Source organism: Streptomyces sp. CA-250714 (assembly GCF_050936705.1).
Taxonomy (GTDB): Bacteria; Actinomycetota; Actinomycetes; order Streptomycetales; family Streptomycetaceae; genus Streptomyces.
Genome location: NZ_JBNJMI010000002.1, coordinates 396,235 through 422,062, shown reverse-complemented (window position 1 = coordinate 422,062; position 25,828 = coordinate 396,235). Strand labels below are relative to the sequence as shown.

Here is a 25,828-nt window from a genome sequence, read left to right as displayed (position 1 = left end):
CTCTGTGCTCGAACCGATTTCAGGACGCTCACCCCGTACCGTGGAACCGGCAAGTTCGGGAATGGGGGGCTGAGAGATTCCTGTGCTGCGGAGTGCAGGCGAAAGGAATCTCACTGCTGAGGGGTGCTCCAGCGTTCGCCGATCCGGTGGCTTCGGCGGTGGCGCCGATGGTCACGGACCCGGCGCTGGAGATGCTTTTTCATGCTGGCACGATTCCCGGCCGGCTGCCTGTCGGACAGCTGCTTCCTGTCCGCGGCTGCTCTCGGATCCCGGCTGCCGTCCGTCCGAGAGGAATCGTCGGGGAAGCACCGGGTACTCCGCGGAGCACTGGTACCCGGCCGGGGCAAGCCACGACGGACCGGAGGCGGATGTGCGCGGAGGCGGAGCGGACGGGGGCGACGAGCGCCGGACCAACGGCAGCGTCGCCCACAAGATCATGGCGGAGCACCTCGTCGAGGGCCGGCTGGAGCCCGGTACGCAGGTCGGTCTGCGCGTCGACCAGACGCTGACCCAGGACGCCACCGGAACCCTGGTCATGCAGGAGCTGGAGGCCATCGGCCTGGACCGGGTCCGTACCGAGGTCAGCGTCCAGTACGTGGACCACAACATTCTCCAGACGGACGAGCGCAACGCCGAGGACCACGCCTTCCTCCGCTCGGCAGCGCGCCGCTTCGGCGTCTGGTACTCAAAACCGGGCAACGGCGTCTCGCACCCCGTGCACATGCAGCACTTCGGTCTGCCCGGCAAGACCATGGCCGGTTCCGATTCCCACACCTGCGCGGCCGGTTCGCTCGGGATGTTCGCGGTGGGCACCGGCGGCCTGGAGGTGGCGCTGGCCATGGCGGGGCGCCCGTTGCGGATCACCATGCCCGAGATCTGGGGCATCCGCCTCACCGGCGAGCTGCCCGACTGGGTCAGCGCCAAGGACGTGGTGCTGGAGATGCTGCGTCGCCACGGAGTGAAGGGCGCCGTCAACCGGGTCCTGGAGTACTACGGCCCGGGACTCGCCTCGTTGAGCGCCATGGACCGGCACGTGATCGCCAACATGGGCGCCGAGCTGGGGGCCACCACCAGCGTCTTCCCGTCCGACGAGGCAGTGCGCGACTTCCTGCGCAGCGAGGGCCGTGCCGATGCCTACCGTCCGCTCGCCGCCGACGAGGACGTCCGCTACGACCTGGACGACGAGATCGACCTGTCGTCACTCGAACCCCTCATCGCCCGCCCGACCTCCCCGGGCAATGTGGTCGCCGTACGTGAGGTGGCAGGCGAGCCCTGTGACCAGGCGGTGGTCGGCTCGTCCGCCAATCCGGGGCTACGGGACTTCGCGGTGGCCGCGGCCATGGCCAAGGGACGGCAGACAGCGCCGGGCGTCAGCTTCGACGTCAACCCGACCTCCCGCGAGATCCTCCAGGACCTCAGCAAAGCCGGTGCCGTGTTCGACCTGATCGCCGCCGGCGCCCGTATCCACCAGGCGGGCTGCCTCGGCTGCATCGGCATGGGCCAGGCGCCCGCAGCCAACCGCAACTCCCTGCGCACCTTCCCCCGCAACTTCCCCGGCCGCTCCGGCACCGAGGAGGACGCGGTGTGGCTGTGCTCCCCGGAAACCGCCACCGCGTCCGCGCTGACCGGCGTCGTCACCGATCCACGCGAGTGGGCGGCCCGCGCCGGCGTGGACCGGCCCGAGCTGCCAGTCCTGCGCCGTCTCCCACCGAACGAGGCGATGCTGGAGCCCCCGCCACCCCCCGCGGAGGCGGTCCACGTCCAGCTGGACCGGGGCCCGAACATCTCCGCACTGCCCGACCTCGATCCGCTGCCGGACACCCTGGACGCACCCGTACTGCTCAAGACCGGCGACGACGTGTCAACGGACGAGATCTCCCCGGCAGGTGCCAGGGCACTGCCGCACCGGTCGAACATTCCCGCGCTCGCCACCTTCACCTTCACCCGGCTCGACCCCGACTACCCCGCCCGCGCGACCGAGCACCAGGAGGCGGCCGTCAAGAGCGGCGGGGACAGCGCAGTCGCCGCGCACGTCGTCGTCGGCGGCGACAACTACGGCCAGGGCTCCTCCCGCGAGCACGCCGCCCTCACGCCCCGCTACCTCGGCCTGCGCGTCGTCATCGCCAAGTCCTATGCGCGCATTCACTGGCAGAACCTCACCAACTTCGGTGTGCTGCCCCTGGAGTTCGTCGACCCGGCCGATTACGACCGCGTCCAGCACGACGACCAGCTGCACTTCGAGGGGCTGCGCGCGGCCCTCGGCGACGAGGCGGAACCCGTGCTGAGGGTGCGCAACACCACCCGCGGTGAGGAGTACACCCTGCGCCACCGGCTGCCGCCCAGCCGCCGCGCCACCGTCCTCGCCGGTGGCATCATTCCGGCGCTCGCGGCGGAGGAGAGCTGACCGGACCCCGCAGCGGCGAGCCCCGGGGTCCGGTCAGTCGGGGCCACGCTCAGGCGGGAACGGGATCGCTGACGCGGCCGACGAGACTCTGGCTGTACCGGCGCAGCAGAAGCATGGCGGTCGTGGCCAGGCCGGTGAGGAGACCGAGCCAGATGCCGAGGGTGTCCAGGCCCAGCGGATAGGCCAGGAGCCAGGCGGCGGGCAGGCCGACGGCCCAGTAGCCGACGAGAGTGATACGGAAGCCGCTCTTGGTGTCGTCGAGGCCGCGCAGGAGTCCGACACCGATGTTCTGCGCACAGTCGAAGAACTGCAGGAACGCGGTGACCACGAGCAGGTGGGTGGCGATGGTGAGCGCCCGGTCGGAGCCGGAGTCGAGGAACGGGGCCAGCACGAGCTGCGGCATGACGAGGTAGACGATGCCGACGACCGCCATCACCGCCGCCGCGCACGCCAGTGCCGTGTTCTTGATACGGCGCGCGTCGTCGGCGCGGCCGAGGGCGAGCTCGCGGCTGACGTTGATGGACGCCGCGTGGGACAGACCGACGGCCACCTGGAAGACGATGTACACGAGCTGGTTGACCGCGGTGTGCGCGGCCAGCGCGGCAGGCCCGAAGGAGCCGGCCATCAGCGCGGTGAGGGAGAAGAACCCGGCTTCCGAGCCGTACGTGGCCGCGATCGGCACGCCCAGGCCGATCAGCCGCTTGACGGTGGCCGCGTCGGCCTTCGCGGCGTTCATGGACAGCAGCGGCGCCAGCTCGCTGTCCCTCTTCGCCGACACATACAGGGCGAGGAAGGACAGCAGGTACACGGTGGAGGTGGCGGCGCCGACGCCGGTCAGGCCGAGGCGGGGCAGGATCCAGGTCCCATGGATGAGCAGCCAGTTGAGGCCCGCGTTGACGGCGATGGACGCGAGGGTGATCTGGAGGAGCGCCTGGGGGCGTCGCATGCCGACGGTGAACTGGCGGATGGCCTGGAACCACAGACAGGGCAGCAGCCCCGGAGCCAGCGCCAGCAGCATGGTCTGGGTGAGTTCGACGATCTCGGCGTCCTGGCCGAACCAGGTCAGGGTCTGGCCGAGGAGGATCAGCAGGACGGCTCCGGCGATACCGGCGAGCGTGGCCACGGCCAGACTCGCGCGGACGATCGCCCGGACTTCCTCGTGCCCCTCTCCGTCTCCTCCCTTGGGGCCGGTTCCTCCTTCTCGGCCCGCCTCGGCGGTGGCCCGCTCACCGCGGGCGGCGGCCGAGGCTATCTGGTTGCCGACGGAGGTGACCAGACCCACGCCCATGGTGCGCAGCTGGTTGAAGATGACGATCGCCAGGCCGCCGGCGGCCAGTTCGCGGGTGCCCAGCAGGCCCATCATCACGGTGTCGGTGGTGGTCAGGGCGACCTGGGCGAGCTGGGTGAGGATGAGCGGGACGGCGAGGGAGGCCAGGGCGCGGCTGTCGCGGAGCAGTGTGGTCAGCATGGGCTTATCGGTTCCTGCGGAGTTTGGTGAGGAGTTCCTCGATCTCCCGTTCCGCTGCGGGATCGAGGAGGCCGCGGTCTTGCATCCAGTCGTCGTTGAAGACGGTGTCCATGTATTTCTCGCCGCCGTCGTTGACGAGCGCGACCATAGTCGTGCTGGGCGGCAGGGCCGGCAGCCGGGTCAGTGCCTCGTGTACGACGCCGCCTGCCGAGCCGCCGATGAGCAGACCGGTCCTGGCGAGCGCGCGGCAGGTGGCGAAGGCTTCGATGTCGCCCACCTTGACGCCCTCGTCGATGAGGTCGTAGTCCACCAGGGCCCCGATCTCCGCTCCCTCCGGGGTGCCGGTGCCCGACTGGTAGTAGTCGTGCGCCGGGCCGCCGAAGGCGATGGACCCCTTGGGCTCGACGCCGATGGTCGTGCAGTCGGGGACGAGGGTACGCAGCTCGCGGGTGGTGCCGCACAGGCAGCCGCCGGTGCCGACCGCTCCGATCAGGATGTCGATGTCGCCGTCGAGCGCCTCGGCCAGTTCGTGGGCCACAGGGAAGTAGCCGACACCGTTGCTGGGGTTGTTGTGCTGCTCCGTGAAGATGGTGTTGTCCTTGCCGCGGGCCATTTCCTCGGCGAGTTCCTCACGGGCCGCGGTGGCGAGTTCCTCCGTTCCGTCGTCGACGACGTAGACCAGTTCGGTGCCCAGGGCCTTCATTCCGCGCAGCTTGTCGGCGCTGGCGTGGTTGTCGACGACGGCGGTGAAGGTGTAGCCCCGTTCGGCGGCGACGACGGCGAGACCGAGGCCGGTGTTCCCGGAGGTGGACTCGATGATCCGGCCGCCGGGCCGCAGCTCGCCGCGCTCCTCGGCGTCGATGACCATCTGGCGCGCCATGCGGATCTTCGCGGTTCCGGTGGGGTTGAACATCTCCAGCTTCAGCAGCAGGCGGCTGCCGGTTTCGGTGACGGCCAGCTCCAACAGAGGGGTGTAGCCGATGAGGTCGGATACGCGGGAGACAACGGCGGGGCGCTGAAGTGCTCCGGGCATCGAATGCTCCTGTGGGTCGGGCTGAGGGTGGGCGGCGCGGGTCAGGAGAAGTGCCTGTCCAGCCGCCAGCGGGGACGCGGGCGTTCGGTGCGGTCGATGACGACCTTGGGCGGCAGGGCCAGGTCGTGGAACGGCGACTCGTTGGAGTCCATCTGGTAGCCGGCCGTGTTGGGGTAGACCAGCAGGTCCCCGGGGCGCGGCTGACGCTGGAAGGGGATCTTCCGCCAGGTGAGCATGTCGGATTCCAGGCAGGTCGCAGCGCCGATGGCGGCGGGCCAGGTGCCTGCCGGCGCGTCAGCGTGCCGGGGGAGCAACTGTGGGTCGGGCAGGTACTCGCTGTTGAACCACTGCTCGGACAGGCTCAGGCTGGTGCCGTCGACGGTCAGGAGCTGGTAGCCGTCCCGTTCCTTGACGCCCTGGACCCGGAACACGCTCGCTCCGGCGCGGTCCAGCAGCATGCGGCCGGGCTCCATCAGCAGGGTGACCCCGGCCTCACGCAGCAGTTCGGCGAGGCTGCGGCTGTGGCCCTCGGGGCGGGTGCCGAGCAGGGCGCGCAGTGCCTCCGCGCCCGCGGCGGGGGAGTGGTACGGGTAGAAGTCGTCGGCGCCGAACGACTTGCCCGCGTGGTAGTGACCGCTCCGCTGCTCGCTGAGGAAGGTGTGCCAGCTGTCGGCGTCGGTGTAGCTGACCGCCAGGCCCCCGCCGATGCTGATCCGGCCGGCTTCGAGGCCCACGGCGCGGGCCTTGAGGCACAGGGCCACCAGGTCCGCGGCGAGGTCGGCGCGCGGCTGGACGGCGTAGCCGGACAGATGGAAGCTGAAGCCCTCCATGCGCACCGCCTCGCCTGCCCGCGCACAGCGGTCCATGGCGGTGCTCAGTTCGGCGTCGTTCATTCCGAAGCGGCTGTGCGGTTGGGCGGGAGGCAGGCAGCGCAGCAATAGCCTGGCCGGGCGTACCGCGCCGGTCAGGGCTGTCGTGATGAGCGTGTCGAGTTCGTCGAGTGCGTCGACGGCGATCAGCGCACCGTGCCGCACCGCCAGCCGCAGCAGCTCCCCGCTCTTGGCCGGGCCGGTGACCACGAGGTGCTCGCCGCGCACCCCGTGTCCGAGGGCTTCGCGGAGCTCGCCCACGGAGGCGACATCGACACCAGCGCCGCTCGCGGCGCAGCGTTCGATCCACACGGCGGCCTTGTTCGCCTTCTTCGCGAAGTACACGAACCCGTCGACATCGGCCTCGGCCATGACGGTCCGCAGCGCGGCCAGGTTGGCGTCGAAGGCGTCCGGCAGCAGGAAGTGGAACGGGCCGCCGAAAGCGTAGGAGAGTTCCTCGACCAGTCCGCTGGCCAGGACCGCGTCCGTGGCGGGGTCGGGCAGTACGGGCAGGGTGGGCCAGGGGGTTTCGCTCACTGCCACAGCGGCACCTCGGTACCGAGCCCTTGGGCGAGGGCCAGTTGCGCGAAGCGGTGGCCCAGCGCGATGTCGGTGACGACCAGGCCGCTGTTGTAGGCGAAGATCCGCTCCGTGGCGGACCGGCGGCCGGGGGCGACACCTGCGAGCACGGGCGGGAACTCGGTGTCGACGGCGGGCAGTCGTCCCTCGGCGTCGGCCATGTCGGTGCCGGTGACGTTCATCTGCGCCTCGCTGGTGGCGACGACGCGGTCGGCCTGGTGGAGTGTCGAGGGGGCCAGACCGTGGCCGACGAGGATGGACAGCGCGCCGGGCTTGAGCCAGTCCGCCTCGATTGCGGCGGGCGTGTGGGCTCCGGCGGTGGCGACGACGACATCGGCCTCCGCGGCGGCAGTTCGCAACTCGGTGACGAGTTCGACGTCGCGGTCGGGGAAGTGACCGCGCAGCTGCTCCCGGACGGCGGCGACGCCCTCGGAGTGGGTGCCGAACAGCATCAGCCGGTCCAGGTCCGGGAGCGTGGTGAGCAGGAACGGCAGGGCGAGGCGGCCCTGGGTTCCGGTGCCGATGACCAGGGCGCTGCGGGCTCCGTCCGCGGCGCACTCGCGGGCCAGCAGCGCGGAGACGGCCGGGGTGCGCAGCGAGCCGATGCGGGAGCAGTCCATCATCGCCACCGGCAGGCCGGTGACGTCGTCGTACAGGGTCAGCGTCGTGTAGTAGTGCTGGTCCTCGCGGCCCTTGTCCAGCCCGTGCTTGTAGGAGGTCTTGATCGCGACGACGTCACGGGAGCCGTCCCGGCCCAGCATCGCGTAGGAGACGGAGTGTTCGTCGTGCGGCTTGACGGTCAGCTTGCGGGGGTTGTCCGACTGGCCGGCGTGGAGGGTGCGGTAGGCACCTTCCACCGTGCTGACCACGTCGGACAGGGATATCTCGATCCCGGCCAGATCTGTCCTGGACAGGATCCGCAGGTGTGTGTCGTCGCCGGATGTGACGGTTCCGGCGGGGACGGCCGAGGTGTCGGTCATGGTGTTCCTCCGGTCCGTGGGCGGGCGTTCAGGCGGCGTGTGCTTCGAGGGCGGCCTGACCGTAGCCGTGCTCGCCGGCTTCGGCCAGTGGGCGGGTGCGCCGCCCGGGCACGCGGACGGAGGCGCGCTTGAGCCAGCGGTCGGTGCCGTCGTAGCGGGCCTGGAAGGGCACCCTGCCGTGCACGACCAGGTCGTTGTCGACGACGAGGATCTCGCCGGGGTCGAGGCTGACGGCGACCGAGACGCGGGCGAGTTCGTCCTCCAGGCGCCGGTAGGCGGCCCGGTATGTCTCGTCGGCTTCCTCCAGCGGGGTGTACGCCGGATCGAAGCGCAGCGTCATGCCCTCCTCGGAGGCGAACAGCGTGGGCACGGCGGGCGGCGTCTGGTCGGTGTAACCCTGCGCTTCGGCGTAGGCGTCGTCCGGGAGGATCGGCAGCGTGGGCCGGGTCAGGATGTCGATGTCCTCGTCCGTGAGCCGGACCTTGCGGATGCTGGCGGCGGTTGTGGCGATGTTGTCGTGGTTGCGCATGCAACCGAGCATCAGCAGGTGCGCACGGCCGGGGTGGAACGCGTCCTCGGTGTGCGGGCTGAGCAGTACGGAGCTGCTGGCGCCGGTCTGCGCGGTCTCGTGTCCGGGCGCCGGGACGATGTTGTGCACGAAGCGGCCGTCCTGCTGGCCCTCCCAGGCGATCGGGTTGCCCATGACGCTGGCGAGCAGCAGCAGTGTGATGTCGTGAAGGGCCCCGCTGTCCTGGGCGGTTGCCCAGCCGGCGGGGGTCGGGCCGACGGCGTCGTCGTCGACTTCCAGGCCACGCAGGACGAACAGGCCGTCCGCGGTGTCGATGGGCCGGCAGTGGTGACGTAGCGTTTCACCGAATCCGTCGGACATCTGAGCAACTCGCTCCAGTAGTTGGGGCGATGTGGCGGATGTGCCGAACTCGTCGAGGATCTTCACCGCGGCGTTGCGCAATTCCTCCAACGTGCGGTCGTCGAGCTGGCGAACAGGTGCGGCGGCGGCTGCCGTGTTCATGCCAAAAGATCACTTTCGTCGGTGGCAAGGAGACATCGGGGGGTGCCGTGACGTCGGTCCGTCGCTCCCGGCCGAGGCCTCGGCGGTGTAACGGACAGACGTGAATGACCGCAGGCACGGCCAGGGGCCGGTGAACCGGCGGATGCCCTGCACGCTAGCACGAACTTAGGTTAGGCAAACCTTGCTCGCTAGCTGTTCAGGGGCTTACGGGTGCCAAAAAGGGGCGCACAGCGGATCGTTGGGGGCGCACTAATACTTCGTGTACGTCCGTTCGAGCGGGGGCGCTCTTGCGCCCGTTGCCGCCATTAGGATAGGCAAACCTAAGCCCCCCCGTTGCCCCGAACCGGATTGAGGACGTACGTGAGCATCAACAGGCGCCAAGTGCTGTGGGCCGGCGGAGCGATAGGTATGGCGGGACTGTTCACCGCCTGCACCGGGAGTGATGACCCCTCAGCGCAGCCCGCGGGCGCCAAGCCCAAGAAGGGCGGCACGCTCCGGGTGGGCGCACTGGGCCGCACCTCCGCCATCACCCGGGACCCGCACGCCACCCAGGCCAACGAGAGCGACTACCTCATCATCGCGCTCGTTCACGACACCCTCACCGCCCCCGCCGACAAGGCGACAACCAACACCGTCCCCCGCCTGGCCGCCAAGTGGCAGGCGTCGAAGGACCTGAAGACCTGGCGCTTCACCCTCGCCAAGGGGGCGAAGTTCCACGACGGCTCACCCGTCACCGCCGAGGACGTCGTCTGGTCGCTGCGCCGGCTGCGCAAAACCCCCTCCGGCGCCTCCCGGCTGCCCGGTATCAAGGCGGAGAACATCAAGGCCGAGGGCTCCGACACCGTCGTGCTGGTCTCCGACTACGCCAACGCCGAACTGCCCCAGCTCACCCGGCTGACGACATTCGTGCTCAAGAAGGACACGAAGGACAAGGAGATCCCCAAGGCGCCCGGCACCGGCCCGTTCAAGCTGGACTGGTTCCGCTCCGGCAACGCCCGCCTCGTACGCAACGAGAACTGGCACGGCGGCGAGGTGCTCCTCGACGCCATCGAGGTGAAGATCTTCGAATCCCCGCAGGCGATGGCCAACGCCCTGCTCGCAGGCCAGATCGACCTCGCCTCCAACGTCGGTCCCGTGGCCGCGCGTACGGGCGAGAAGCGCAAGGACATCAAGATCATCCGGCGTCGCGACGACATGGCGATGCCCATTGTGATGCGCACCGCCGACGGACCGTTCGCCGATGAGAAGGTCCGCGAAGCCCTGCGGCTGGCTGTCGACCGCAAGGCCATGGTCAAGCAGGTCCTGTCCGGCTACGGAACGGTCGCCAACGACATCCTCGGCACCGGCGACCCGGAGTACGCCAAGGACATCCCGCAGCGCTCCCGCGACCTCGCCAAGGCCAAGTCGCTGCTGAAGGAAGCCGACTTCGACACCTCCAAGACGTACAAACTGATGACGACCGAGGACATCCCCGGACTCGCCGAATCCGCCACCCTGTTCGCCTCCCAGGTCCGCGAGGCCGGGGTGAAGATCGACGTGGTCAAGCAGGAATCCGCCACCTTCTGGGACAAGACCTGGCTCAAGGGCGACCTCTACGCCACGTACTGGGGCACCAACGACTCCGTGATCTTCTTCGCAAGCAAGACCATGGACTCCGACTCCGGCACCAACGAGACCGGTTGGAAGAACCGCAAGTTCGACGCGGCCTACCGCGAGGCCATCGGCGCCAAGGACGCCGGCGCGCGCGCCAAGGCCATGCGCGAACTGCAGAAGATCCAGCACGACAGCTCCGGCTATCTGCTGTGGGGCATGGCCGACGGCATCGACCTGGCCGCCGCCCCGGTGCGCGGCCTGCCCACCCTGCCCGGCTACGGACGTGTGCAGCTCGAGCGGGCATGGCTGGCCCGCTGAGCCGTACGGCGCAGCAGACGGCGAACGGGGGGCCGGCCGACGCGGTCGCCGGCCTCCCGGCCCCGCCCCCGCTCCTCGGACGCCTGCGGCTGAGCGGCCCGTTGGCCCTGCTCGCCCTGCTCGTCCGCCGGGCACTGCTGCTCGCCGTGCTGCTCGCCACCGTCTTCGCCGCCGTGGAACTGCTGCCGGGCGACGCGGCCACCGCCACCTCGGAACGCGGGGAAAGCGCCGCCGACCTCGCACAGCGGCGTGCGCTCCTCGGCCTCGACCAGCCCCTCCTGAGCCGGTTCACCGACTGGATGACCGGCCTGCCCACCGGCGACCTCGGCACCTCGGCGCGCGGCGTGCCGGTCGCCGAACTGCTCGCCAAACCCTTCCCCAACACCGTGCTGCTCGGCGGCCTCGCGCTGCTCGTCACCCTGCTCGCCTCGCTCGCTCTCGGGTGCTGGGCAGCCCTCAAACCGGGCGGAAAGACCGACAGGGCCGTCTCATCGACCGCCACCGGTGTGCTGGCGCTGCCCGAATTCGTGGTGGCGGTCGCCCTCGTGCTCGTCTTCGCGCTGTGGACCGACTGGCTGCCCGCCGTCACCCTCACCGGCGCCGACGGCTCACCCGCCTCCTGGCGCATGCTCGTACTGCCCGTACTGGCGCTGGCGATCCCGCAGATCGGCTGGAACACCCGCATCGTGCGCGCCGCACTCGCGGACGAGGCCAAGGCCCCCCACGTCGAGACGGCGGTGATCGACGGACTGCCGCGGCACCGCGTACTCACCCACCATCTGCTGCCGGGAGCGCTGCCGACCATCGCGGCGGGCATCGCCACCTCGACCGGAATGCTGCTCGGCGGCGCGGTCGTGGTGGAGACCATCTTCAACTACCCCGGCATCGGCTCGGTGCTGGCCGGAGCCGTCACCGACCGGGACAGTCCGGTCATCGCCGGCGTCGTCGCCGTCACCGGAGCCGTCATCACCGGCGTACTGCTGCTCGCCGATTTCGTGCGGGCCTGGGCTTCCGGAGGACGCGTATGACCGCCCCGCCAGCGGCCGATGCCAAGCAGCCGGTACGCGGCCGCCTCCGACGAGGCGCCCTGCTGCGCATCCTGCCCGCCCTCCTCCTCATCGCCCTCGCCCTGGTCGGACCATGGCTCGCCCCGCACGCGATCGACACCCCGGTCACCGCCCCGTACGCCGAACCCGGCGGCCGGGCACCGCTCGGTGGCGACCAGCTCGGCCGGGACGTGCTCACCCGCCTCCTCGCCGGCGGCCGCGAACTCATCGTCACCTCCCTATTGGCGACGGTCCTGGTGACCGCCACCGCAGCCGTGCTCGGCGCGGTCAGCGCGCTGCGCCCCGCGGTCGGCCGGATCGTCGAGCGGTCCGCCGACGTACTCATGCTGCTGCCGGCCGTACTCGGCATCCTCCTCGTCGCGCTGTCCTGGCCGGGCGGCGGCAGGCTCGCCATCGTCGCCGTGGCCGTCGTGATGGGTGTGCCCTACGCGGTACGTCTCGTCGCCGGCGCAGCGGCGCCCGTCGCGGCCTCCGGATACATCGAGGCGGCGGCGGTCGGGGGCGAGCGGCTGTGGCACCTCGTCCTACGGGACGTCCTGCCGAATCTGCGCGCCACTCTTCTCGCCCTGTTCGGCCTGCGCTTCGTCGCCGCCGTCTATGTCGTCACCACCGCCGGGTTCCTCCAGGTCGGCCCCCAACCACCCGCAGCGGACTGGGCGTTGATGGTCAGGGAGAACGCGGGCGGCATCGTCCTCAACCCCTGGGCCGTACTGGCGCCCAGCATCGCCATCGGACTCCTCGCCATGAGCGTCAACCTGGCAGCCTCGGCACTCGTCCCGACGACCGGCCGGAAAGCGGTGAGCACGCTGTGAACCACATGCCCGACTGGTACCCGGACGATCCCGCAAAGCCGGCCCCCACCTCCGGTGCCGCGGTGAGCGTCACGGATCTGACCATCGCAGCCCCGGACGGCCGACTCCTGGTGACCGGCGGTCGCCTGGACGTTCGTCCCGGCCGCGTCACCGCGCTCACAGGGCCGTCAGGCTGCGGTAAGACCACGCTGCTCAAGGCCGTGGTCGGCGTGCTGCCCCCGGGCGCCCGGCGCACTGCCGGACACGTCGAAGTCCTCGGCCAGGACGTCCTCACGCTGGGCGCCGCCGACCTGCGCGCACTGCGCCGCAACCGCCTCGCCTACGTCGGCCAGGACCCCGGCTCCGGCCTCAACCCCCGGATGAAGGTGCGGCACCTCCTCGCGGAAGTCGCCGTCGACCGACGGCGCGAGGCGCTCGACGCGCTGCTCACCGAGGTACGGCTGCCCCCGGACGACGGACTGCCCTCCCGGCGCACCGGCGAGCTCTCCGGCGGCCAGCAGCGCCGCGTCGCCCTGGCCAGAGCGCTGGCCCGGCGCCCGGACGTGCTCCTCCTCGACGAGCCCACCGCCGGGCTCGACCCGGAGGTGCGCGACGAGATCGCCGAACTCCTGCGCCATCTGGCGACCCAGCACCAACTCGCCGTCGCTCTCTCCTGCCACGACACCGACCTGCTCTCCCGGCTCGCCGACGACGTCGTGGACCTGTCCAGCGGCACCGCCCCACCAAAACGTCCCGCCCCACGCACCGCCGACCGGCCCGTGCCCGCCGGCAAACCGACCCTCGACGTGTCCGGACTGCACGCCGCCTTCGTACGACGCGGCCGACGCACACCCGTTCTCCATGACATCGGCCTCACCGTCGCCGCCGGCTCCAGCACAGGCATCGTCGGGGCCTCAGGATCGGGCAAGACCACGCTGGTACGCGCCATCGTCGGGCTGCACCGGCCCACCAGCGGCACGGTCACCCTCGACGGGCTGCGCCTCGCCCCGTCGGCCCACAGCCGCACCCGCGAACAACGCCGACGCCTCCAACTGGTACCGCAGGACCCGCTGGGCACGCTCAACCCGAGCCGTACCGTCGGCGCCACCATCGGCCGCCCGCTGCGACTGCACCGGCGCACCAGCCGCGAACAGTACGCCGCACGGGTGCTCGAACTCCTGGAACACGTCGGCCTCCCCGCCAACTTCGCGGACCGCTATCCGCACGAGCTCTCCGGCGGACAGCGCCAACGCGCCGCCATAGCCCGCGCACTGGCAACCGACCCCGACGTACTGGTCTGCGACGAAGTCACCTCGGCGCTCGACGACGGGACAGCCACCGCGGTGATGGACCTGCTCGAAGAGCTGCGGGACAGCCGGGGGTTGGCTCTGATTCTCATCAGTCACGATCTGCGTCTCGTCGCGGACCGGACCGACAGCCTCCTCGTCCTGTCCGCCGGCAGAGCCGTCGAGTCGGGCCCCACCGCCCAGATGTTCAGCTCGCCGACTCACCCGGTCACCGCTGGACTGGTGGCCGGAAGCCTCCAACCCGCCCACTCCTTCGGCGCGGAAGCCGCGGGGGCTGCGGGGTCCGCGGACTGACTCGTGCCCCGGGTTGCTGGTGACCGCAGTTGCAGCCTTTCGGGTGACAGGGGCAGCAGGAGTGCGCCGGTGCCTCGCGCAGAAAATCTGTCATGGCGAGAGTAGACATGGGAGCGTGCCGGGGCTAACGTTTTCTGTGTAGCCAAGAGATCGATTGGGTGCGGCAGAGACGAACTGCCGCGCATGCAGCACCGGCAGTGGAGCGGCGGGGCCGGAAGTTCTCAGGGTCCCGTCGCTGACTGCCGGGCCGAGCGGCCCACCAGGGGCCGCGGGAAGTGTGCAGTATCCGCAAGTAACGGTTGATCAGCAGGAAAGAAGAACAAGGAGGCAGACGCCATCAGGATCGCCCGGGCGGGAATCTCGTCAGCCCGGGTACCGCAGGCCCCGGATTGGAAGGTGGTCCCACGGTCACGCATCCGCGATCCCCGCATACGTCCCCCTCTTCCGGGGGACCGCGCGGAAAGAGAAAGCCGGCAGCGCAGTAAGCCGGCAGATGGTGTTAAGTCCCTCGGGGCCCTGGTGCTGTTCAGCACCAGGGCCCCTCGATGCGTTCCCCGAACAGAGGTGCAAATGACCGCAGAGAACTCCCTGGACCGTCTCGACGATGAGGACTACCCCGCCTACACGATGGGCCGCGCCGCCGAAATCCTCGGCACCACCCCGGGCTTCCTGCGTGCGATCGGCGAAGCCCGCCTCATCACCCCCCTCCGCTCGGCAGGCGGGCACCGCCGCTACTCCCGCTACCAGCTGAAGATCGCCGCACGCGCCCGCGAGCTCGTCGACCAGGGCACCCCCATCGAGGCTGCGTGCCGCATCGTGATCCTCGAAGACCAGCTCGAAGAAGCCCAGCGCATCAACGAGGAACTGCGGCGCTCCGCTGCCGGGCCCCGCCACGAGGCCGACGCCTGACCCTCTTCCTGCTGGGCTGTCAGCTGATTCGGCTGCTGACCCCAGGTGCCGCGCCGGCTCGCGGTCAGCGGCCCGCCCCGCGCCCTCGCTTCCCCCCAAGGTCACCGGCACCCCCACCGCGCACGGTCCCGTGCCGGCCGGGACCGAGCGGGCAGCCACCCGCGGGGCCTCCCTCAAGCTCCGGTCACGGACTGTGATCCTCATGGCTGCGTCGGCGTCGGCGGTGCAGTGCTGTGGGATGCTGATCGTGTGACTTTGGAGGATCTCGTCCGGTTGCGCCGGGCCCGTGACCTGATGGACCGCGACTACGCGAAGCCGCTGGACGTTCCGGCGCTGGCACGCGTCGCCCTCATGTCGCCGGGCCACTTCTCCCGCAGCTTCCGCGCCGCCTTCGGGGAGACGCCGTACAGCTATCTGATGACGCGCCGGATCGAGCGGGCCAAGGCGCTGCTGCGGCGGGGTGACCTGTCCGTGACGGAGGTCTGCTTCGAGGTCGGCTGTACCTCGCTGGGCTCGTTCAGCTCGCGGTTCACCGAGCTGGTTGGCGAGAGCCCGAGCTCGTACCGGGCCCGCCGCCATGACGACGGTGCCGCCATCCCGCCCTGCGTCATCAAGATCCACACCCGACCGGTGAGGAATACCGGTCAGGAATGGAGAAGCGAAAGCCGACCCCCGCCCGTAGCGTGAACGGCATGGACATCAAGCTTTCACAGTGCTTCATCGCCGTCGACGACCACGACAAGGCGCTCGCCTTCTACCGGGACGTTCTCGGCCTGGAGGTGCGCAACGACGTCGCGTTCGAGGGCATGCGCTGGGTGACCGTCGGCTCGCCGTCGCAGCCCGGCGTGGAGATCGTCCTTGAACCGCCCGTCGCGGACCCGAACGCCTCGGCCGCCGACAAGCAGGCCGCAGCGGAACTGCTGGCCAAGGGCCTGCTGCGCGGGGTCATCTTCACCACCGACGACTGCGACGCCACCTTCGAGCGGATCCGCGCCGCGGGCGGCGAGGTGTTGCAGGAGCCGATGGACATGCCGTACGGCGTCCGCGACTGCGCCTTCCGCGATCCCTCCGGCAATATGCTCCGCTTCGCCCAGCCTCGCAAGCAGTGAGCCCGGGCTCGCTCCCGCCGGGCGCTGCCCTGCGCCCTGCCGGAGTGAGCCCCGCGCCGCATCCACGCCGGGCGCGAGGCGGAGGAGGGGACTGACCGCCAGCTGACCCGCGACGGCCGTCGGCGCCTGCCGGACGCGCGTCGCGCCGTCCCGGGCGGCACCGCCGATCAGGTGGCCGACGGACCATTGCCGTGACCGCGCCGACGAAGTAGGACCGGACGTACTACTGCTCCCAGCTGGTCGGATCGAGCCGACCGAGGCCTGTCCAGGCTGCGAAGGGGCCCGCTGAACAGATGGAGACACGATGAACACGCCCTCGGGGTCGGACAGACAGTCGGCTGCGCCGCACATTGCCGACAGCCACGATCTGATCCGCGTGCACGGCGCGCGTGAGAACAATCTGAAGGACCTCAGCATCGAGATCCCGAAGCGCCGGCTGACGGTTTTCACCGGGGTCTCCGGCTCGGGCAAGAGCTCCCTGGTGTTCGACACGATCGCCGCGGAGTCGCAGCGGATGATCAATGAGACCTACAGCGCCTTCGTGCAGGGCTTCATGCCGACGCTGGCCCGGCCCGAGGTCGACGTACTCGACGGGCTGACCACCGCGATCATCGTCGGCCAGGAACCGATGGGCGCCAACCCCCGCTCGACCGTCGGCACCGTGACCGACGCCAACGCGATCCTGCGCGTCCTGTTCAGCCGGCTCGGCACGCCGTACGTCGGCCCGCCCACCGCCTTCGCGTTCAACGTGCCGGCGCGCAAGGCGAGCGGCGTGATGACCAGTGCCACCGGTGAGAAGACCATCGTGCGCAACGCCGTCTACCACGGCGGCATGTGCCCCCACTGCGAAGGCCGCGGCACGGTCTCCGACATCGACCTGACCCAGATCTACGACGAGAGCAAGTCGGTCAACGAGGGCGCGATCACCGTCCCCGGCTACAAGGCGGGCGGCTGGTCGGTGCGGTTCTACGCCGAGTCGGGCATGTTCGACCCGGACAAGCCGATCCGCGACTTCACCGAGACCGAGCTGCACAACTTCCTGCACCGCGAGCCGGGCAAGGTGAAGATCAACGGCGTCAACATGACCTACGAGGGGCTGATCCCCCGGATCCAGAAGTCGTTCCTCTCCAAGGACCGGGAGGCGATGCAGCCGCACATCCGCGAATTCGTCGACCGGATCGCGACCTTCACCGCCTGCCCCGACTGCGGCGGAACCCGGCTCAGCGAGTCCGCCAGGTCGTCGAAGATCAAGGGCGTCAGCATCGCCGACGTGTGCACGATGCAGATCACCGACCTGGCCGAGTGGATCCGCGGCCTCGATGAGCCTTCGGTGGCGCCGCTGCTGAAGGCGCTGGGGGAGAACCTCGACTCGTTCGTGGAGCTCGGGCTCGGCTACCTCAGCCTCGACCGGCCGTCCGGGACGCTGTCGGGCGGCGAGGCGCAGCGCATCAGGATGCTCCGGCACCTCGGCTCGTCGCTGACCGACGTCACCTACGTCTTCGACGAGCCGACCATCGGGCTGCACCCGCACGACATCCAGCGGATGAACAAGCTGCTGCTGCGCCTGCGCGACAAGGGCAACACCGTGCTGGTGGTCGAGCACAAGCCGGAGACCGTCGAGATCGCCGACCATGTCGTCGACCTCGGGCCGGGCGCGGGCACCGCGGGCGGGGTCATCTGTTTCGAGGGCACCGTGGAGGCGCTGCGGAAGAGCGACACGGTCACCGGACGGCACCTGGACGACCGGGCCACCCTGAAACCGAAGGTGCGTACGCCGTCGGGCGTGTTGGAGGTGCGGGGCGCCGGGCTGCACAACCTGCGGGACGTCGACGTCGACATCCCGCTCGGTGTGCTCGTCGCCGTCACGGGAGTGGCGGGCTCGGGCAAGAGCTCGCTGATCCACGGCTCGGTCTCCGGCCGGGACGGCGTGGTGACCTTCGACCAGACCGCGATCCGCGGCTCACGGCGGAGCAACCCCGCGACGTACACCGGACTGCTCGAGCCGATCCGCAAGGCATTCGCGAAGGCCAACGGCGTGAAGCCGGCCCTCTTCTCGGCCAACTCCGAGGGCGCCTGCCCGACCTGCAACGGCAACGGCGTCATCTACACCGAGCTCGGATTCATGGAGACGGTGGCCACCCCGTGCGAGGACTGCGGCGGCAGGCGATTCGAGGCCGCGGTGCTGGAATACCGCCTCGGCGGCCGGGACATCAGCGAGGTGCTCGCGATGTCGGTGACCGAGGCGGAGGAGTTCTTCGGCGCCGGCGAGGCACGCACCCCGGCCGCACACAAGATCCTCGACCGGCTCTCCGACGTCGGACTCGGCTACCTCAGCCTCGGCCAGCCGCTCACGACGCTGTCCGGCGGCGAACGGCAGCGGCTCAAGCTGGCCACCCACATGGCAGAGAAGGGCGGCATCTACGTCCTCGACGAGCCGACCACCGGCCTGCATCTCGCCGACGTCGAGCAGCTGCTCGGCCTGCTCGACCGGCTCGTCGACTCCGGCAAGTCGGTCATCGTCGTCGAGCACCACCAGGCGGTCATGGCGCACGCCGACTGGATCATCGACCTCGGCCCAGGGGCCGGCCACGACGGCGGCCGGATCGTCTTCGAGGGCACCCCCGCCGACCTCGTCGCTTCCCGCTCCACCCTCACAGGGGAGCACCTCGCGGCCTACGTCGGCTCCTGACCGAGCCCGCGCCGCGGACCGTGTCGCCGGCCACTCCCACAGGGGTCGGTGACGCGATCCGGGGAGAGTCTTCGGCACGCGTCGGCCAATATCTATGACCGCGAAATGAGAAATAAGGCCGAGGCGCGATCATGGTGTCTCATCGGCAGGCAGCGTGGAATTGTTCACCAGGCCGGGGTCGATCGCCCCGTGCTACTGTTGTTCTCAGTTGCAGTTGTGGTTCCCACACTCCGAGTGACTCCACCGGCCCGACGGCCGCTGTGAGCACGTCTGTATTTCCGGCCATTTTCCGGACGGGGCAATCATCGCGGCGACACGGGGCCCGCACAGTGCGGCCCCCGGGCACTGCCCCCCGAAGGAGAATTGATATGGCATCTGGCACCGTGAAGTGGTTCAACGCGGAAAAGGGTTTCGGCTTCATCGAGCAGGACGGTGGCGGCGCTGACGTGTTCGCCCACTACTCGAACATCGCCGCCCAGGGTTTCCGCGAGCTGCTGGAGGGCCAGAAGGTGAGCTTCGACATCGCACAGGGCCAGAAGGGCCCGATGGCCGAGAACATCGTTCCCGCCTGAGCACCGTTTCGGCTGACGCCGGCGCGCATACGAGCTGGGGGCCCGCGCCTTGGGTCCCGGCTCGCTGCATGGGACGGCACAGCCGTCCCGGTCGTCGCACGGGAGGGTGGCAGCGTCGCCCCCGCATCCCTGACGATCCCAGCCGCGGCAGTCTTCCCAACCCGTTCCCATCGCCTGGCGGACACCCCAGCTCCATTCCGGCTCCGTATGAGCTGCTGAATCGGATTACTGGCCCGCCGCCGGGATCACTCGGCGTATTCAAGCGATCGACCCGCAGTTTTCTTTTCTGCGCGGGCCCGCTTACGCCATTGCTTTCATTCCGGCTCGTTCTCGCGATTCACCGCGCCGCTTCTCTGCTGCGGGAATTCCTTGATACGTGCCGCATCGAGGAAAGGTTCTGCATGAATCGCAACCGTACGAACGACCGTTATTCCCGCAGCCGTGCCGGCGGTGCCGAGGGCTCCGGCAACGGCCGTCGCTTCCGCTCGTCGGCTTCCGGCCGCTCCGGCGCTCCCAGCCGCTCCGGCGGGCAGAGCCGTTCCGGCGGGTCGGGCCGCTCCGGTGGCTATGGCCGTCGGCCCGCCCCGGTGCAGGGTGAGTTCGCGCTCCCGAAGACGATCACTCCCGCGCTGCCCGCCGTCGAGGCGTTCGCCGATCTCGACATGCCCCGGCAGCTGCTCGCCGCCCTCACTGCGGAGGGGGTGAGCGTGCCGTTCCCGATCCAGGGCGCGACTCTGCCGAACACCCTCGCGGGCCGTGACGTGCTCGGCCGTGGGCGGACCGGTTCCGGTAAGACGCTGGCCTTCGGCCTCGCGCTGCTGGCCCGTACCGCCGGGCAGCGCGCCGAGCCCCGGCAGCCGCTCGCGCTGGTCCTCGTCCCCACCCGGGAGCTCGCACAGCAGGTCACCGACGCGCTCACCCCCTATGCCCGCTCTCTCAAGGTCCGGCTGACGACAGTCGTCGGGGGAATGTCGATCGGCAGGCAGGCCGGTGCGCTGCGCAACGGCGCCGACGTCGTCGTCGCCACCCCCGGGAGGCTCAAGGACCTCATCGACCGCGGCGACTGCCGGTTGAACCAGGTCGGCATCACCGTGCTGGACGAAGCCGACCAGATGGCCGACATGGGCTTCATGCCGCAGGTCACGGAACTGCTCGACCAGGTACGTCCCGAGGGCCAGCGGATGCTCTTCTCCGCCACGCTCGACCGTAACGTCGACCTGCTCGTGCGCCGCTATCTGACCGACCCCGTCGTGCATTCCGTCGACCCCTCGGCCGGCGCGGTCACCACGATGGAGCACCACGTGCTGCACGTCCACGGCGCCGACAAGCACGCCACCACCACTGAGATCGCCGCCCGTGACGGTCGCGTGCTCATGTTCCTGGACACCAAGCACGCCGTCGACCGGCTCACCAAGGACCTGCTGTCCAGTGGGGTGCGGGCCGCCGCGCTGCACGGCGGGAAGTCCCAGTCCCAGCGCAACCGGACGCTCTCGCAGTTCAAGACCGGGCACGTCACCGTGCTGGTGGCGACAAACGTGGCGGCGCGGGGGATTCACGTCGACAACCTCGACCTCGTCGTGAACGTCGACCCGCCCACCGACCCCAAGGACTACCTGCACCGGGGCGGGCGTACCGCGCGCGCCGGTGAGTCCGGCAGCGTCGTCACCCTGGTCACGCCGAACCAGCGCCGGGACATGACCCGTCTGATGGCGAGCGCGGGCATCGTCCCGCAGACCACCCAGGTCCGCTCCGGCGAGGCCGAACTGCACCGCATCACCGGCGCACAGGCCCCCTCGGGCATCCCCGTCACCATCACGGCACCTGTCGCCGAACGTCCCCAGCGCAGCACTGCCTCCCGCGGCCGGCGCGGTCGCCGCCCCTCGCAGGCACGGCGCGGTGCCTCTCGGCAGCAGCCGGCCTTCGACTCAGCGGCGTAGAGCGTACGTACGTGAGCGAGGCGCTGGCCCATCTCTCCCTGAGGTACCTGTGACGCTGGTTCAGACGCCCCCGGTCCTGTCCGCGACTGACATCCTCGCGGACGGGGCGGGGGCGGCAGCGGCCCTGCTGCCTCCCTCCTCCCGGCTGTTCTCCCCTTCTCCCTGCGAGGTCTCATGCGCTGTGTCATCGCCCGTTTCCCGTTCGATCTGACCAAGAGCGGCGTGCTGCAATCCATGAAGGGCGTCAAGCCCGAGCCGGTCACCGGCGACTACGTGATCATCGGCCGCCGCCACTACCCCTTCAAGCAGGTGGGCCAGGTCGTCACCCGCCAGGACCGCCGTGATTTCACCGCCGGTGAAGTCCAGCGGGCCATGACCCTCCTCGGCTTCACCTGCCGCACCGCTCCCACGGACGCGCCCGCGCCAGGGCTCACCCCGCTCCAGCAGGCCGCCGCGACGCTGGGTACGCCCTTGTCGGCCTGACCTGTCGCCGTTGATCGTGCGGTGTTCGGGGGCTGCGGGTTCGTTGTGGCTTGTCGCGCAGTTCCCCGCGCCCCTTGATGGCTTGCCCGCGAAGCTTGGGCAGTCTGCTCCCCCAAGCTCTTCGATCAGGGGGTACCCCCAGGGCGCAGGGTGGGCAAGCGCAGCCCCGACGCCGGGTACGCAAGCGCCACCGGACGCGCCTAGAGGGATCGGGCGCGACAGTTGCTCTTCGGCCGTCAGTGGGAATGTGCGGAAGTGGTGCGGAGTTGCACCGACGTCCTCGGGTTCGGAGCGCGTTGGCTCGACTCGTCAAGGTCGTCAAGTTTCCCCGCGGTTGCGGCCGGACGGCGACTGGCAGCCACAGCGTCCGAGGTCAGGCTTATGACGTTCCGCTCTTACTCTTCCGGGAGGTCCCAGCGGCGTGCCGTCGCGGGAGCCGTCGTGGCGATGGCGGCGGTCCTCGGGCTGAGCCCGTTGAGCGGCGCCCCGTCACCCGTAGCCGTCGCGGACGAGCCGGAGGCTCCCGCTGCGCGGCTGTCCACCACGGTGTCGGCGCAGGGCCGAGTCGTGGCGGGTGGGTCCGCTGTCCTGGTGGCGCGGACCAGCAACGCCCCCGGCGCCCGGCCGGCGCCGAATCCGGTCACCGTCCGGCACACCCTCCCGAAGGAACTGACTCCGACCCAGGCGTCGGGCCGCGGCTGGCGGTGCTCCGTCGCTCGACAGCAGGTCAGCTGCACTTACCCCGGCTCCCGGGCCCTCGCGCCGAGCGAGACCTTCCCGCCGGTCCAGATCAGGGTCAAGGTGGCCGCCTCGGCGAAGGGCACTGTTCGCATCAGCTCCGAGGGCACCGCCCACCCCCGCAGCCAGAGCCGTATCGACATCACCGCCGGACGACCGGCGAGGACCTACTACCTGGACTGCCGGGCGGGCAACGACAAGGCGGCCGGTACCACGACCGCCGGCGCTTGGCGGACGCCGGCCCGGGCAAGCGCCCACACCTACGGCCCCGGCGAACGGCTGCTGATCAAGCGCGGCACCCGCTGCACCGGCGCGCTCAAGCCCAAGGGCAAGGGCGCCCCCGGGCGACCGGTGCTCATCGACGCCTACGGTAGAGGTCCCAAGCCGCATCTGGAGGGCGCGGGCGCGCGGGGCACGGTGCACCTCGTGAACACCGAGCAGTGGGAGGTCCGCAACCTCGACATCTCCAACACCGCTGCCCGTCCCTCGAAGACACAGCGCCGTGCGGGCCTGCTCGCCCAACTCTCCGACTACGGCGTCGCCAGGCACTTCGTCGTGGAGGGAGTGGACGTCCACGATGTCACCGGCGGCGCCTTCGCCAAGGACCCCGACCCTTCGGGCGGCATCCTCTTCGTCGTACGCGGCTCGAAGAAGCCCACCCGCTTCGCCGGGATCCGCGTCGCGAACTCCACGCTCCGCCACGTGGACCGGACCGGCATCGGTACCACCTCCACCTGGGCCCGCCGCCCCGAGAACCCCGAGGGCGCCGGTAGGAGCTGGGAGGCGATCACCGGCCTGACCATCCGCCGCAACAAGCTGTACGACATCGGCGGCGACGGCATCGTCGTACAGAACGCCAAGGGCGCGCTGGTGGAGCGCAACTATCTGAACGGCTTCAACAGGCGGGGCAACACGTACAACGCCGGGATCTGGGCGTGGAACGCGGACGAGGTGCTGTACCAGTACAACGAGGTCACCGGCGGCCGCGGCACCAAGGACTCGATGGCCTTCGACTTCGACGGCGGCAACAACCGAAGTGTCTACCGCTACAACTACAGCCATGACAACGAGGGCGGATTCCTGCTGATCTGCCCGCCAGGGGACACCATCACAAGCGGCAACCGCTTCCACGACAACGTGAGCATCAACGACCGCAACACGAGAGCCGGCTATGGCGTGATCTCCGTACTGTGCGGGCCTTCGAGGAACAACCGCGTCTACCGGAACACGGTCGTCACGAGCCATGCGAACACGCGGATGGTCTCCAACGACTCGAAGGACATCCAGGACGGCGGGGTGGCGACGTTCGAGAACAACATCTTCGTCGGCGCCCCGGAGGGCACGCCGCTGAAGGACACCCTGAGCACTTTCAACAACAACCTGTACTGGCGCATCGGACTGCCTACCGACTTCGACGACCCCAAAGCCGTGAAAGCCGACCCGATGCTGCGCTCCGCCGGCCCGAAGACCCCGGACGACCTGCGACTGCGGCCCGGATCGCCTGCCCTGGGCACGGGGACGAAGATCGATGGCGACCGTACCGAGCGAGACTTCTTCAACAACCCCATCCTCGACCCGCCCAACATCGGCGCCGACCAAGGCCGGCCCGCCGCACGACGGTCCCGCGCGGGCTGAGCACCGGCCCTGCGGGGGCCCGGGCTCCCCGTGGAGGTCTCGCTTGCAGCTGCTCGCGCACCCTTGTTAGCGTCTGCTGCGACATCTCACCGTAGGGTTCTCGCCCTCGCCATCAAGCCTCCTTGTGTCCGGTGACACCAGGAAGGTGGGAGTCACACCGGATTCTGACAAGGGTGTGCGGCGATGGCTGCGGTTGAGCGAACGGAAACGGCGTTGGAAGCCGTTGATCTGATCAAGACCTACTCGGCGGGCAGGAACAAATCCCCGGTCACAGCGTTGCGGGGGCTGAGCTTCTCCGCCGCGAAGGGGACCGTCTTCGGGCTGCTCGGCCCGAACGGGGCTGGCAAGTCGACCACGGTGAAGATTCTCTCCACACTGTCGGTCGCCGACTCGGGGTCGGCACGCGTCGCCGGTATCGACGTCGCGGCGAAGCCGGACCGGGTGCGCCGGGCCATCGGGTTCGTGGCCCAGAAGCCCAGCACGGACCCGATGGGAACAGCGACCGAGAATCTGCTGCTCGCGGGACGCATCCATGGGATGTCCCGCCGGGATGCCAAGGCGCGGGCCCGCGAGCTCATCGACAGGTTCGGCCTGGCCGACGCTGCGGACCGGCGGGTGAGCACGTACTCCGGTGGCATGGCCCGCAAGTTGGACGTCGCGCTGGGGCTGATGCACCGTCCGCAGGTGCTCTTCCTCGATGAGCCGACGACCGGTCTCGACCCCCAGGCGCGTAGCGAGATGTGGGATGAGATCGCCAGGATGGCCGGTGACGAGCAGATGACGGTGCTGCTCACCACGCACTATCTCGATGAGGCCGATCACCTCGCCGACCGGCTCGCGATCGTCGACCACGGGACAGTTGTCGCTACGGGCACTCCGGAGGGACTCAAGAGCGACCTGCGCGGCGACGCGGTGCACGTCGAGCTCGCCGAGACGGACAGCAGAGCACAAGCGGTACTGCAACGGGTGCCGGAGCTACGCGAGATCACCATGGACGGGTGCACGGTCCGTGGCCGTACCGACGACGGCGCCCGGGCACTGCCGCCCGTGCTGGCCGTACTCGACGAGGCGGGAATCGCCGTGACCTCGGCGACGCTTGCCCGCCCCTCACTCGACGACGTCTACCTCCGGCACACCGGCCACAGCCTCGAAGCCGCAGGCGACCAGGACCCGAAGGCTCTGGAGGCGGCGAAGTGACGACAGCACACATGAACCCCGTCCGCACGCGTCCGACGACCGTGATCGCACACTCCGCGTTCCTCACCGGCCGCCTGCTGCGCGCCCTGTGGCGGATGCCCACCTTCCTCGTCATCGGACTCGTGCAGCCGGTGATCTGGCTGCTGTTGTTCGGGCAGCTCTTCCGCTCGGTCGTGAACCTGCCCGGATTCGCGTACGGCAGCAGCGGGTTCCTCCAGTTCCTCACCCCGGGCGTGGTGATGATGACCGCCCTGTTCGCCAGCGCGTGGGCAGGGACGACTTACTTGCAGGACATCGACCGCGGGGTGATGGACCGGCTGCTCACCTCTCCGGCCAGCCGAGGCGCCATGATGTGCGCGACCATGGTCCACCAGGCGATCCAGACCATCGTCCAGAGTCTGATCATCGTGGTCATCGCGCTGAGCGCCGGCGCCCGCTTCCCTGGTGGCGTCCCCGGTGTCGGTGTCACCGTCCTGGCCGCGGTGCTGCTGACGCTGACCTTCTCGGCACTGTCCAACGCCGTCGCCCTGCTGACCCGTCAGCAGGCCACGCTGATCGCGATCTCCCAGTTCACGACGCTGCCGCTGATGTTTCTGAGCTCCGCCGTGATGGACCTTCACCTCGCGCCGGGCTGGGTCGGGAACGTTGCCGGGTACAACCCCGTGGAATGGGCGGTCGTCGCGGCTCGCCAGGCGATGCTCGCCCGTACCGACTGGAGCACCGTCTGGGCGCACCTGGGACTGCTCGCGGTGGCAGCCCTTGTGATGGGCCTCCTGGCCACACGGGCATTCCGGGCCTACCGGAAGTCGACGTAGGACAGGCGAGC

20 protein-coding genes are annotated in these 25,828 nt (G+C 69.9%); 15 read left to right on the top strand and 5 right to left on the bottom strand.

Annotated features, from left to right (window positions below):
- The first annotated feature begins 370 nt into the window (after positions 1-370).
- A complete protein-coding gene (locus tag ACQEU8_RS20755) occupies positions 371-2,404 on the top strand; it encodes an aconitate hydratase (RefSeq protein ID WP_433103205.1) in 2,034 nt (677 codons plus the stop codon).
- 49 nt (positions 2,405-2,453) lie between these two features.
- On the opposite strand, the gene ACQEU8_RS20750 is transcribed toward ACQEU8_RS20755, so the two are convergent.
- The 5 genes from ACQEU8_RS20750 to ACQEU8_RS20730 are packed head-to-tail and all read right to left on the bottom strand — an operon-like array spanning position 2,454 to position 8,363.
- Positions 2,454-3,872 (bottom strand): MATE family efflux transporter, encoded by a 1,419-nt coding sequence (locus ACQEU8_RS20750; protein ID WP_433103203.1) that lies wholly within the window; start codon positions 3,870-3,872, stop codon positions 2,454-2,456.
- 4 nt (positions 3,873-3,876) lie between these two features.
- Entirely contained in the window at positions 3,877-4,905 is a 1,029-nt protein-coding gene (locus ACQEU8_RS20745) for a cysteine synthase family protein (protein WP_433103201.1), read from the bottom strand.
- A 41-nt stretch (positions 4,906-4,946) separates the two neighbouring features.
- Positions 4,947-6,317 (bottom strand): Y4yA family PLP-dependent enzyme, encoded by a 1,371-nt coding sequence (locus ACQEU8_RS20740; protein ID WP_433103199.1) that lies wholly within the window; start codon positions 6,315-6,317, stop codon positions 4,947-4,949.
- Entirely contained in the window at positions 6,308-7,333 is a 1,026-nt protein-coding gene (locus ACQEU8_RS20735; RefSeq protein WP_433103197.1) for an ornithine cyclodeaminase family protein, read from the bottom strand. Before ACQEU8_RS20735 ends, ACQEU8_RS20740 begins: the two co-directional genes overlap by 10 nt.
- 28 nt (positions 7,334-7,361) lie before the next feature.
- A complete protein-coding gene (locus tag ACQEU8_RS20730; RefSeq protein ID WP_433103195.1) occupies positions 7,362-8,363 on the bottom strand; it encodes a TauD/TfdA family dioxygenase in 1,002 nt (333 codons plus the stop codon).
- A 360-nt stretch (positions 8,364-8,723) separates the two neighbouring features.
- Here ACQEU8_RS20730 and ACQEU8_RS20725 point away from each other — a divergent pair, with 360 nt between their 5' ends.
- The 14 genes from ACQEU8_RS20725 to ACQEU8_RS20660 all read left to right on the top strand — a co-directional run bounded on the left by ACQEU8_RS20725 (position 8,724) and on the right by ACQEU8_RS20660 (position 25,817).
- On the top strand, positions 8,724-10,274 hold the full coding sequence (locus ACQEU8_RS20725) for an ABC transporter substrate-binding protein (protein ID WP_433103193.1): 1,551 nt from the start codon (positions 8,724-8,726) through the stop codon (positions 10,272-10,274).
- The gene (locus tag ACQEU8_RS20720; protein ID WP_433103191.1) at positions 10,259-11,302 is read left to right on the top strand and encodes an ABC transporter permease; all 1,044 of its coding nucleotides are present in this window, start codon (positions 10,259-10,261) and stop codon (positions 11,300-11,302) included. Before ACQEU8_RS20725 ends, ACQEU8_RS20720 begins: the two co-directional genes overlap by 16 nt.
- Positions 11,299-12,153 carry an ABC transporter permease gene (locus tag ACQEU8_RS20715; RefSeq protein WP_433103189.1) on the top strand — a complete coding sequence of 285 codons (855 nt, stop codon included), beginning with the start codon at positions 11,299-11,301 and terminating at the stop codon, positions 12,151-12,153. The genes ACQEU8_RS20720 and ACQEU8_RS20715 overlap by 4 nt, the downstream gene beginning before the upstream one ends.
- Positions 12,150-13,733: an ABC transporter ATP-binding protein gene (locus tag ACQEU8_RS20710; protein WP_433103187.1), complete on the top strand. Its 1,584-nt coding sequence runs from the start codon at positions 12,150-12,152 to the stop codon at positions 13,731-13,733. The genes ACQEU8_RS20715 and ACQEU8_RS20710 overlap by 4 nt, the downstream gene beginning before the upstream one ends.
- A 570-nt stretch (positions 13,734-14,303) precedes the next feature.
- Entirely contained in the window at positions 14,304-14,642 is a 339-nt protein-coding gene (locus tag ACQEU8_RS20705; protein ID WP_433103185.1) for a MerR family transcriptional regulator, read from the top strand.
- A 249-nt stretch (positions 14,643-14,891) separates the two neighbouring features.
- Positions 14,892-15,329, top strand: a complete 438-nt coding sequence (locus tag ACQEU8_RS20700; RefSeq protein ID WP_433103183.1) for a helix-turn-helix domain-containing protein — start codon at positions 14,892-14,894, stop codon at positions 15,327-15,329.
- Positions 15,330-15,334: 5 nt separating this feature from the next.
- On the top strand, positions 15,335-15,751 hold the full coding sequence (locus tag ACQEU8_RS20695) for a VOC family protein (RefSeq protein ID WP_433103181.1): 417 nt from the start codon (positions 15,335-15,337) through the stop codon (positions 15,749-15,751).
- A gap of 304 nt (positions 15,752-16,055) precedes the next feature.
- A complete protein-coding gene (locus ACQEU8_RS20690) occupies positions 16,056-18,440 on the top strand; it encodes an ATP-binding cassette domain-containing protein (protein WP_433103179.1) in 2,385 nt (794 codons plus the stop codon).
- Positions 18,441-18,808: 368 nt separating this feature from the next.
- A complete protein-coding gene (locus ACQEU8_RS20685; RefSeq protein ID WP_398346036.1) occupies positions 18,809-19,012 on the top strand; it encodes a cold-shock protein in 204 nt (67 codons plus the stop codon).
- Positions 19,013-19,413: 401 nt separating this feature from the next.
- Positions 19,414-20,949 carry a DEAD/DEAH box helicase gene (locus ACQEU8_RS20680; protein ID WP_433103177.1) on the top strand — a complete coding sequence of 512 codons (1,536 nt, stop codon included), beginning with the start codon at positions 19,414-19,416 and terminating at the stop codon, positions 20,947-20,949.
- 174 nt (positions 20,950-21,123) lie between these two features.
- On the top strand, positions 21,124-21,432 hold the full coding sequence (locus tag ACQEU8_RS20675) for an SCO5918 family protein (RefSeq protein ID WP_433103175.1): 309 nt from the start codon (positions 21,124-21,126) through the stop codon (positions 21,430-21,432).
- Positions 21,433-21,879: 447 nt separating this feature from the next.
- Positions 21,880-23,805 (top strand): right-handed parallel beta-helix repeat-containing protein, encoded by a 1,926-nt coding sequence (locus tag ACQEU8_RS20670; RefSeq protein WP_433108611.1) that lies wholly within the window; start codon positions 21,880-21,882, stop codon positions 23,803-23,805.
- A 183-nt stretch (positions 23,806-23,988) separates the two neighbouring features.
- On the top strand, positions 23,989-25,002 hold the full coding sequence (locus ACQEU8_RS20665; RefSeq protein ID WP_433103173.1) for an ATP-binding cassette domain-containing protein: 1,014 nt from the start codon (positions 23,989-23,991) through the stop codon (positions 25,000-25,002).
- Positions 24,999-25,817, top strand: a complete 819-nt coding sequence (locus ACQEU8_RS20660; protein WP_433103171.1) for an ABC transporter permease — start codon at positions 24,999-25,001, stop codon at positions 25,815-25,817. The genes ACQEU8_RS20665 and ACQEU8_RS20660 overlap by 4 nt, the downstream gene beginning before the upstream one ends.
- Positions 25,818-25,828: the final 11 nt, after the last annotated feature.

Coding starts and splice junctions, on each gene's coding strand:
- ACQEU8_RS20735 (WP_433103197.1), bottom strand. CDS start 7,333: ATGACCGACACCTCGGCCGTCCCCGCCGGAACCGTCACATCCGGCGAC.
- ACQEU8_RS20730 (WP_433103195.1), bottom strand. CDS start 8,363: ATGAACACGGCAGCCGCCGCCGCACCTGTTCGCCAGCTCGACGACCGC.
- ACQEU8_RS20750 (WP_433103203.1), bottom strand. CDS start 3,872: ATGCTGACCACACTGCTCCGCGACAGCCGCGCCCTGGCCTCCCTCGCC.
- ACQEU8_RS20675 (WP_433103175.1), top strand. CDS start 21,124: ATGCGCTGTGTCATCGCCCGTTTCCCGTTCGATCTGACCAAGAGCGGC.
- ACQEU8_RS20680 (WP_433103177.1), top strand. CDS start 19,414: ATGAATCGCAACCGTACGAACGACCGTTATTCCCGCAGCCGTGCCGGC.
- ACQEU8_RS20665 (WP_433103173.1), top strand. CDS start 23,989: ATGGCTGCGGTTGAGCGAACGGAAACGGCGTTGGAAGCCGTTGATCTG.
- ACQEU8_RS20695 (WP_433103181.1), top strand. CDS start 15,335: ATGGACATCAAGCTTTCACAGTGCTTCATCGCCGTCGACGACCACGAC.
- ACQEU8_RS20705 (WP_433103185.1), top strand. CDS start 14,304: ATGACCGCAGAGAACTCCCTGGACCGTCTCGACGATGAGGACTACCCC.
- ACQEU8_RS20690 (WP_433103179.1), top strand. CDS start 16,056: ATGAACACGCCCTCGGGGTCGGACAGACAGTCGGCTGCGCCGCACATT.
- ACQEU8_RS20715 (WP_433103189.1), top strand. CDS start 11,299: ATGACCGCCCCGCCAGCGGCCGATGCCAAGCAGCCGGTACGCGGCCGC.
- ACQEU8_RS20685 (WP_398346036.1), top strand. CDS start 18,809: ATGGCATCTGGCACCGTGAAGTGGTTCAACGCGGAAAAGGGTTTCGGC.
- ACQEU8_RS20745 (WP_433103201.1), bottom strand. CDS start 4,905: ATGCCCGGAGCACTTCAGCGCCCCGCCGTTGTCTCCCGCGTATCCGAC.
- ACQEU8_RS20670 (WP_433108611.1), top strand. CDS start 21,880: ATGGCGGCGGTCCTCGGGCTGAGCCCGTTGAGCGGCGCCCCGTCACCC.
- ACQEU8_RS20720 (WP_433103191.1), top strand. CDS start 10,259: ATGGCTGGCCCGCTGAGCCGTACGGCGCAGCAGACGGCGAACGGGGGG.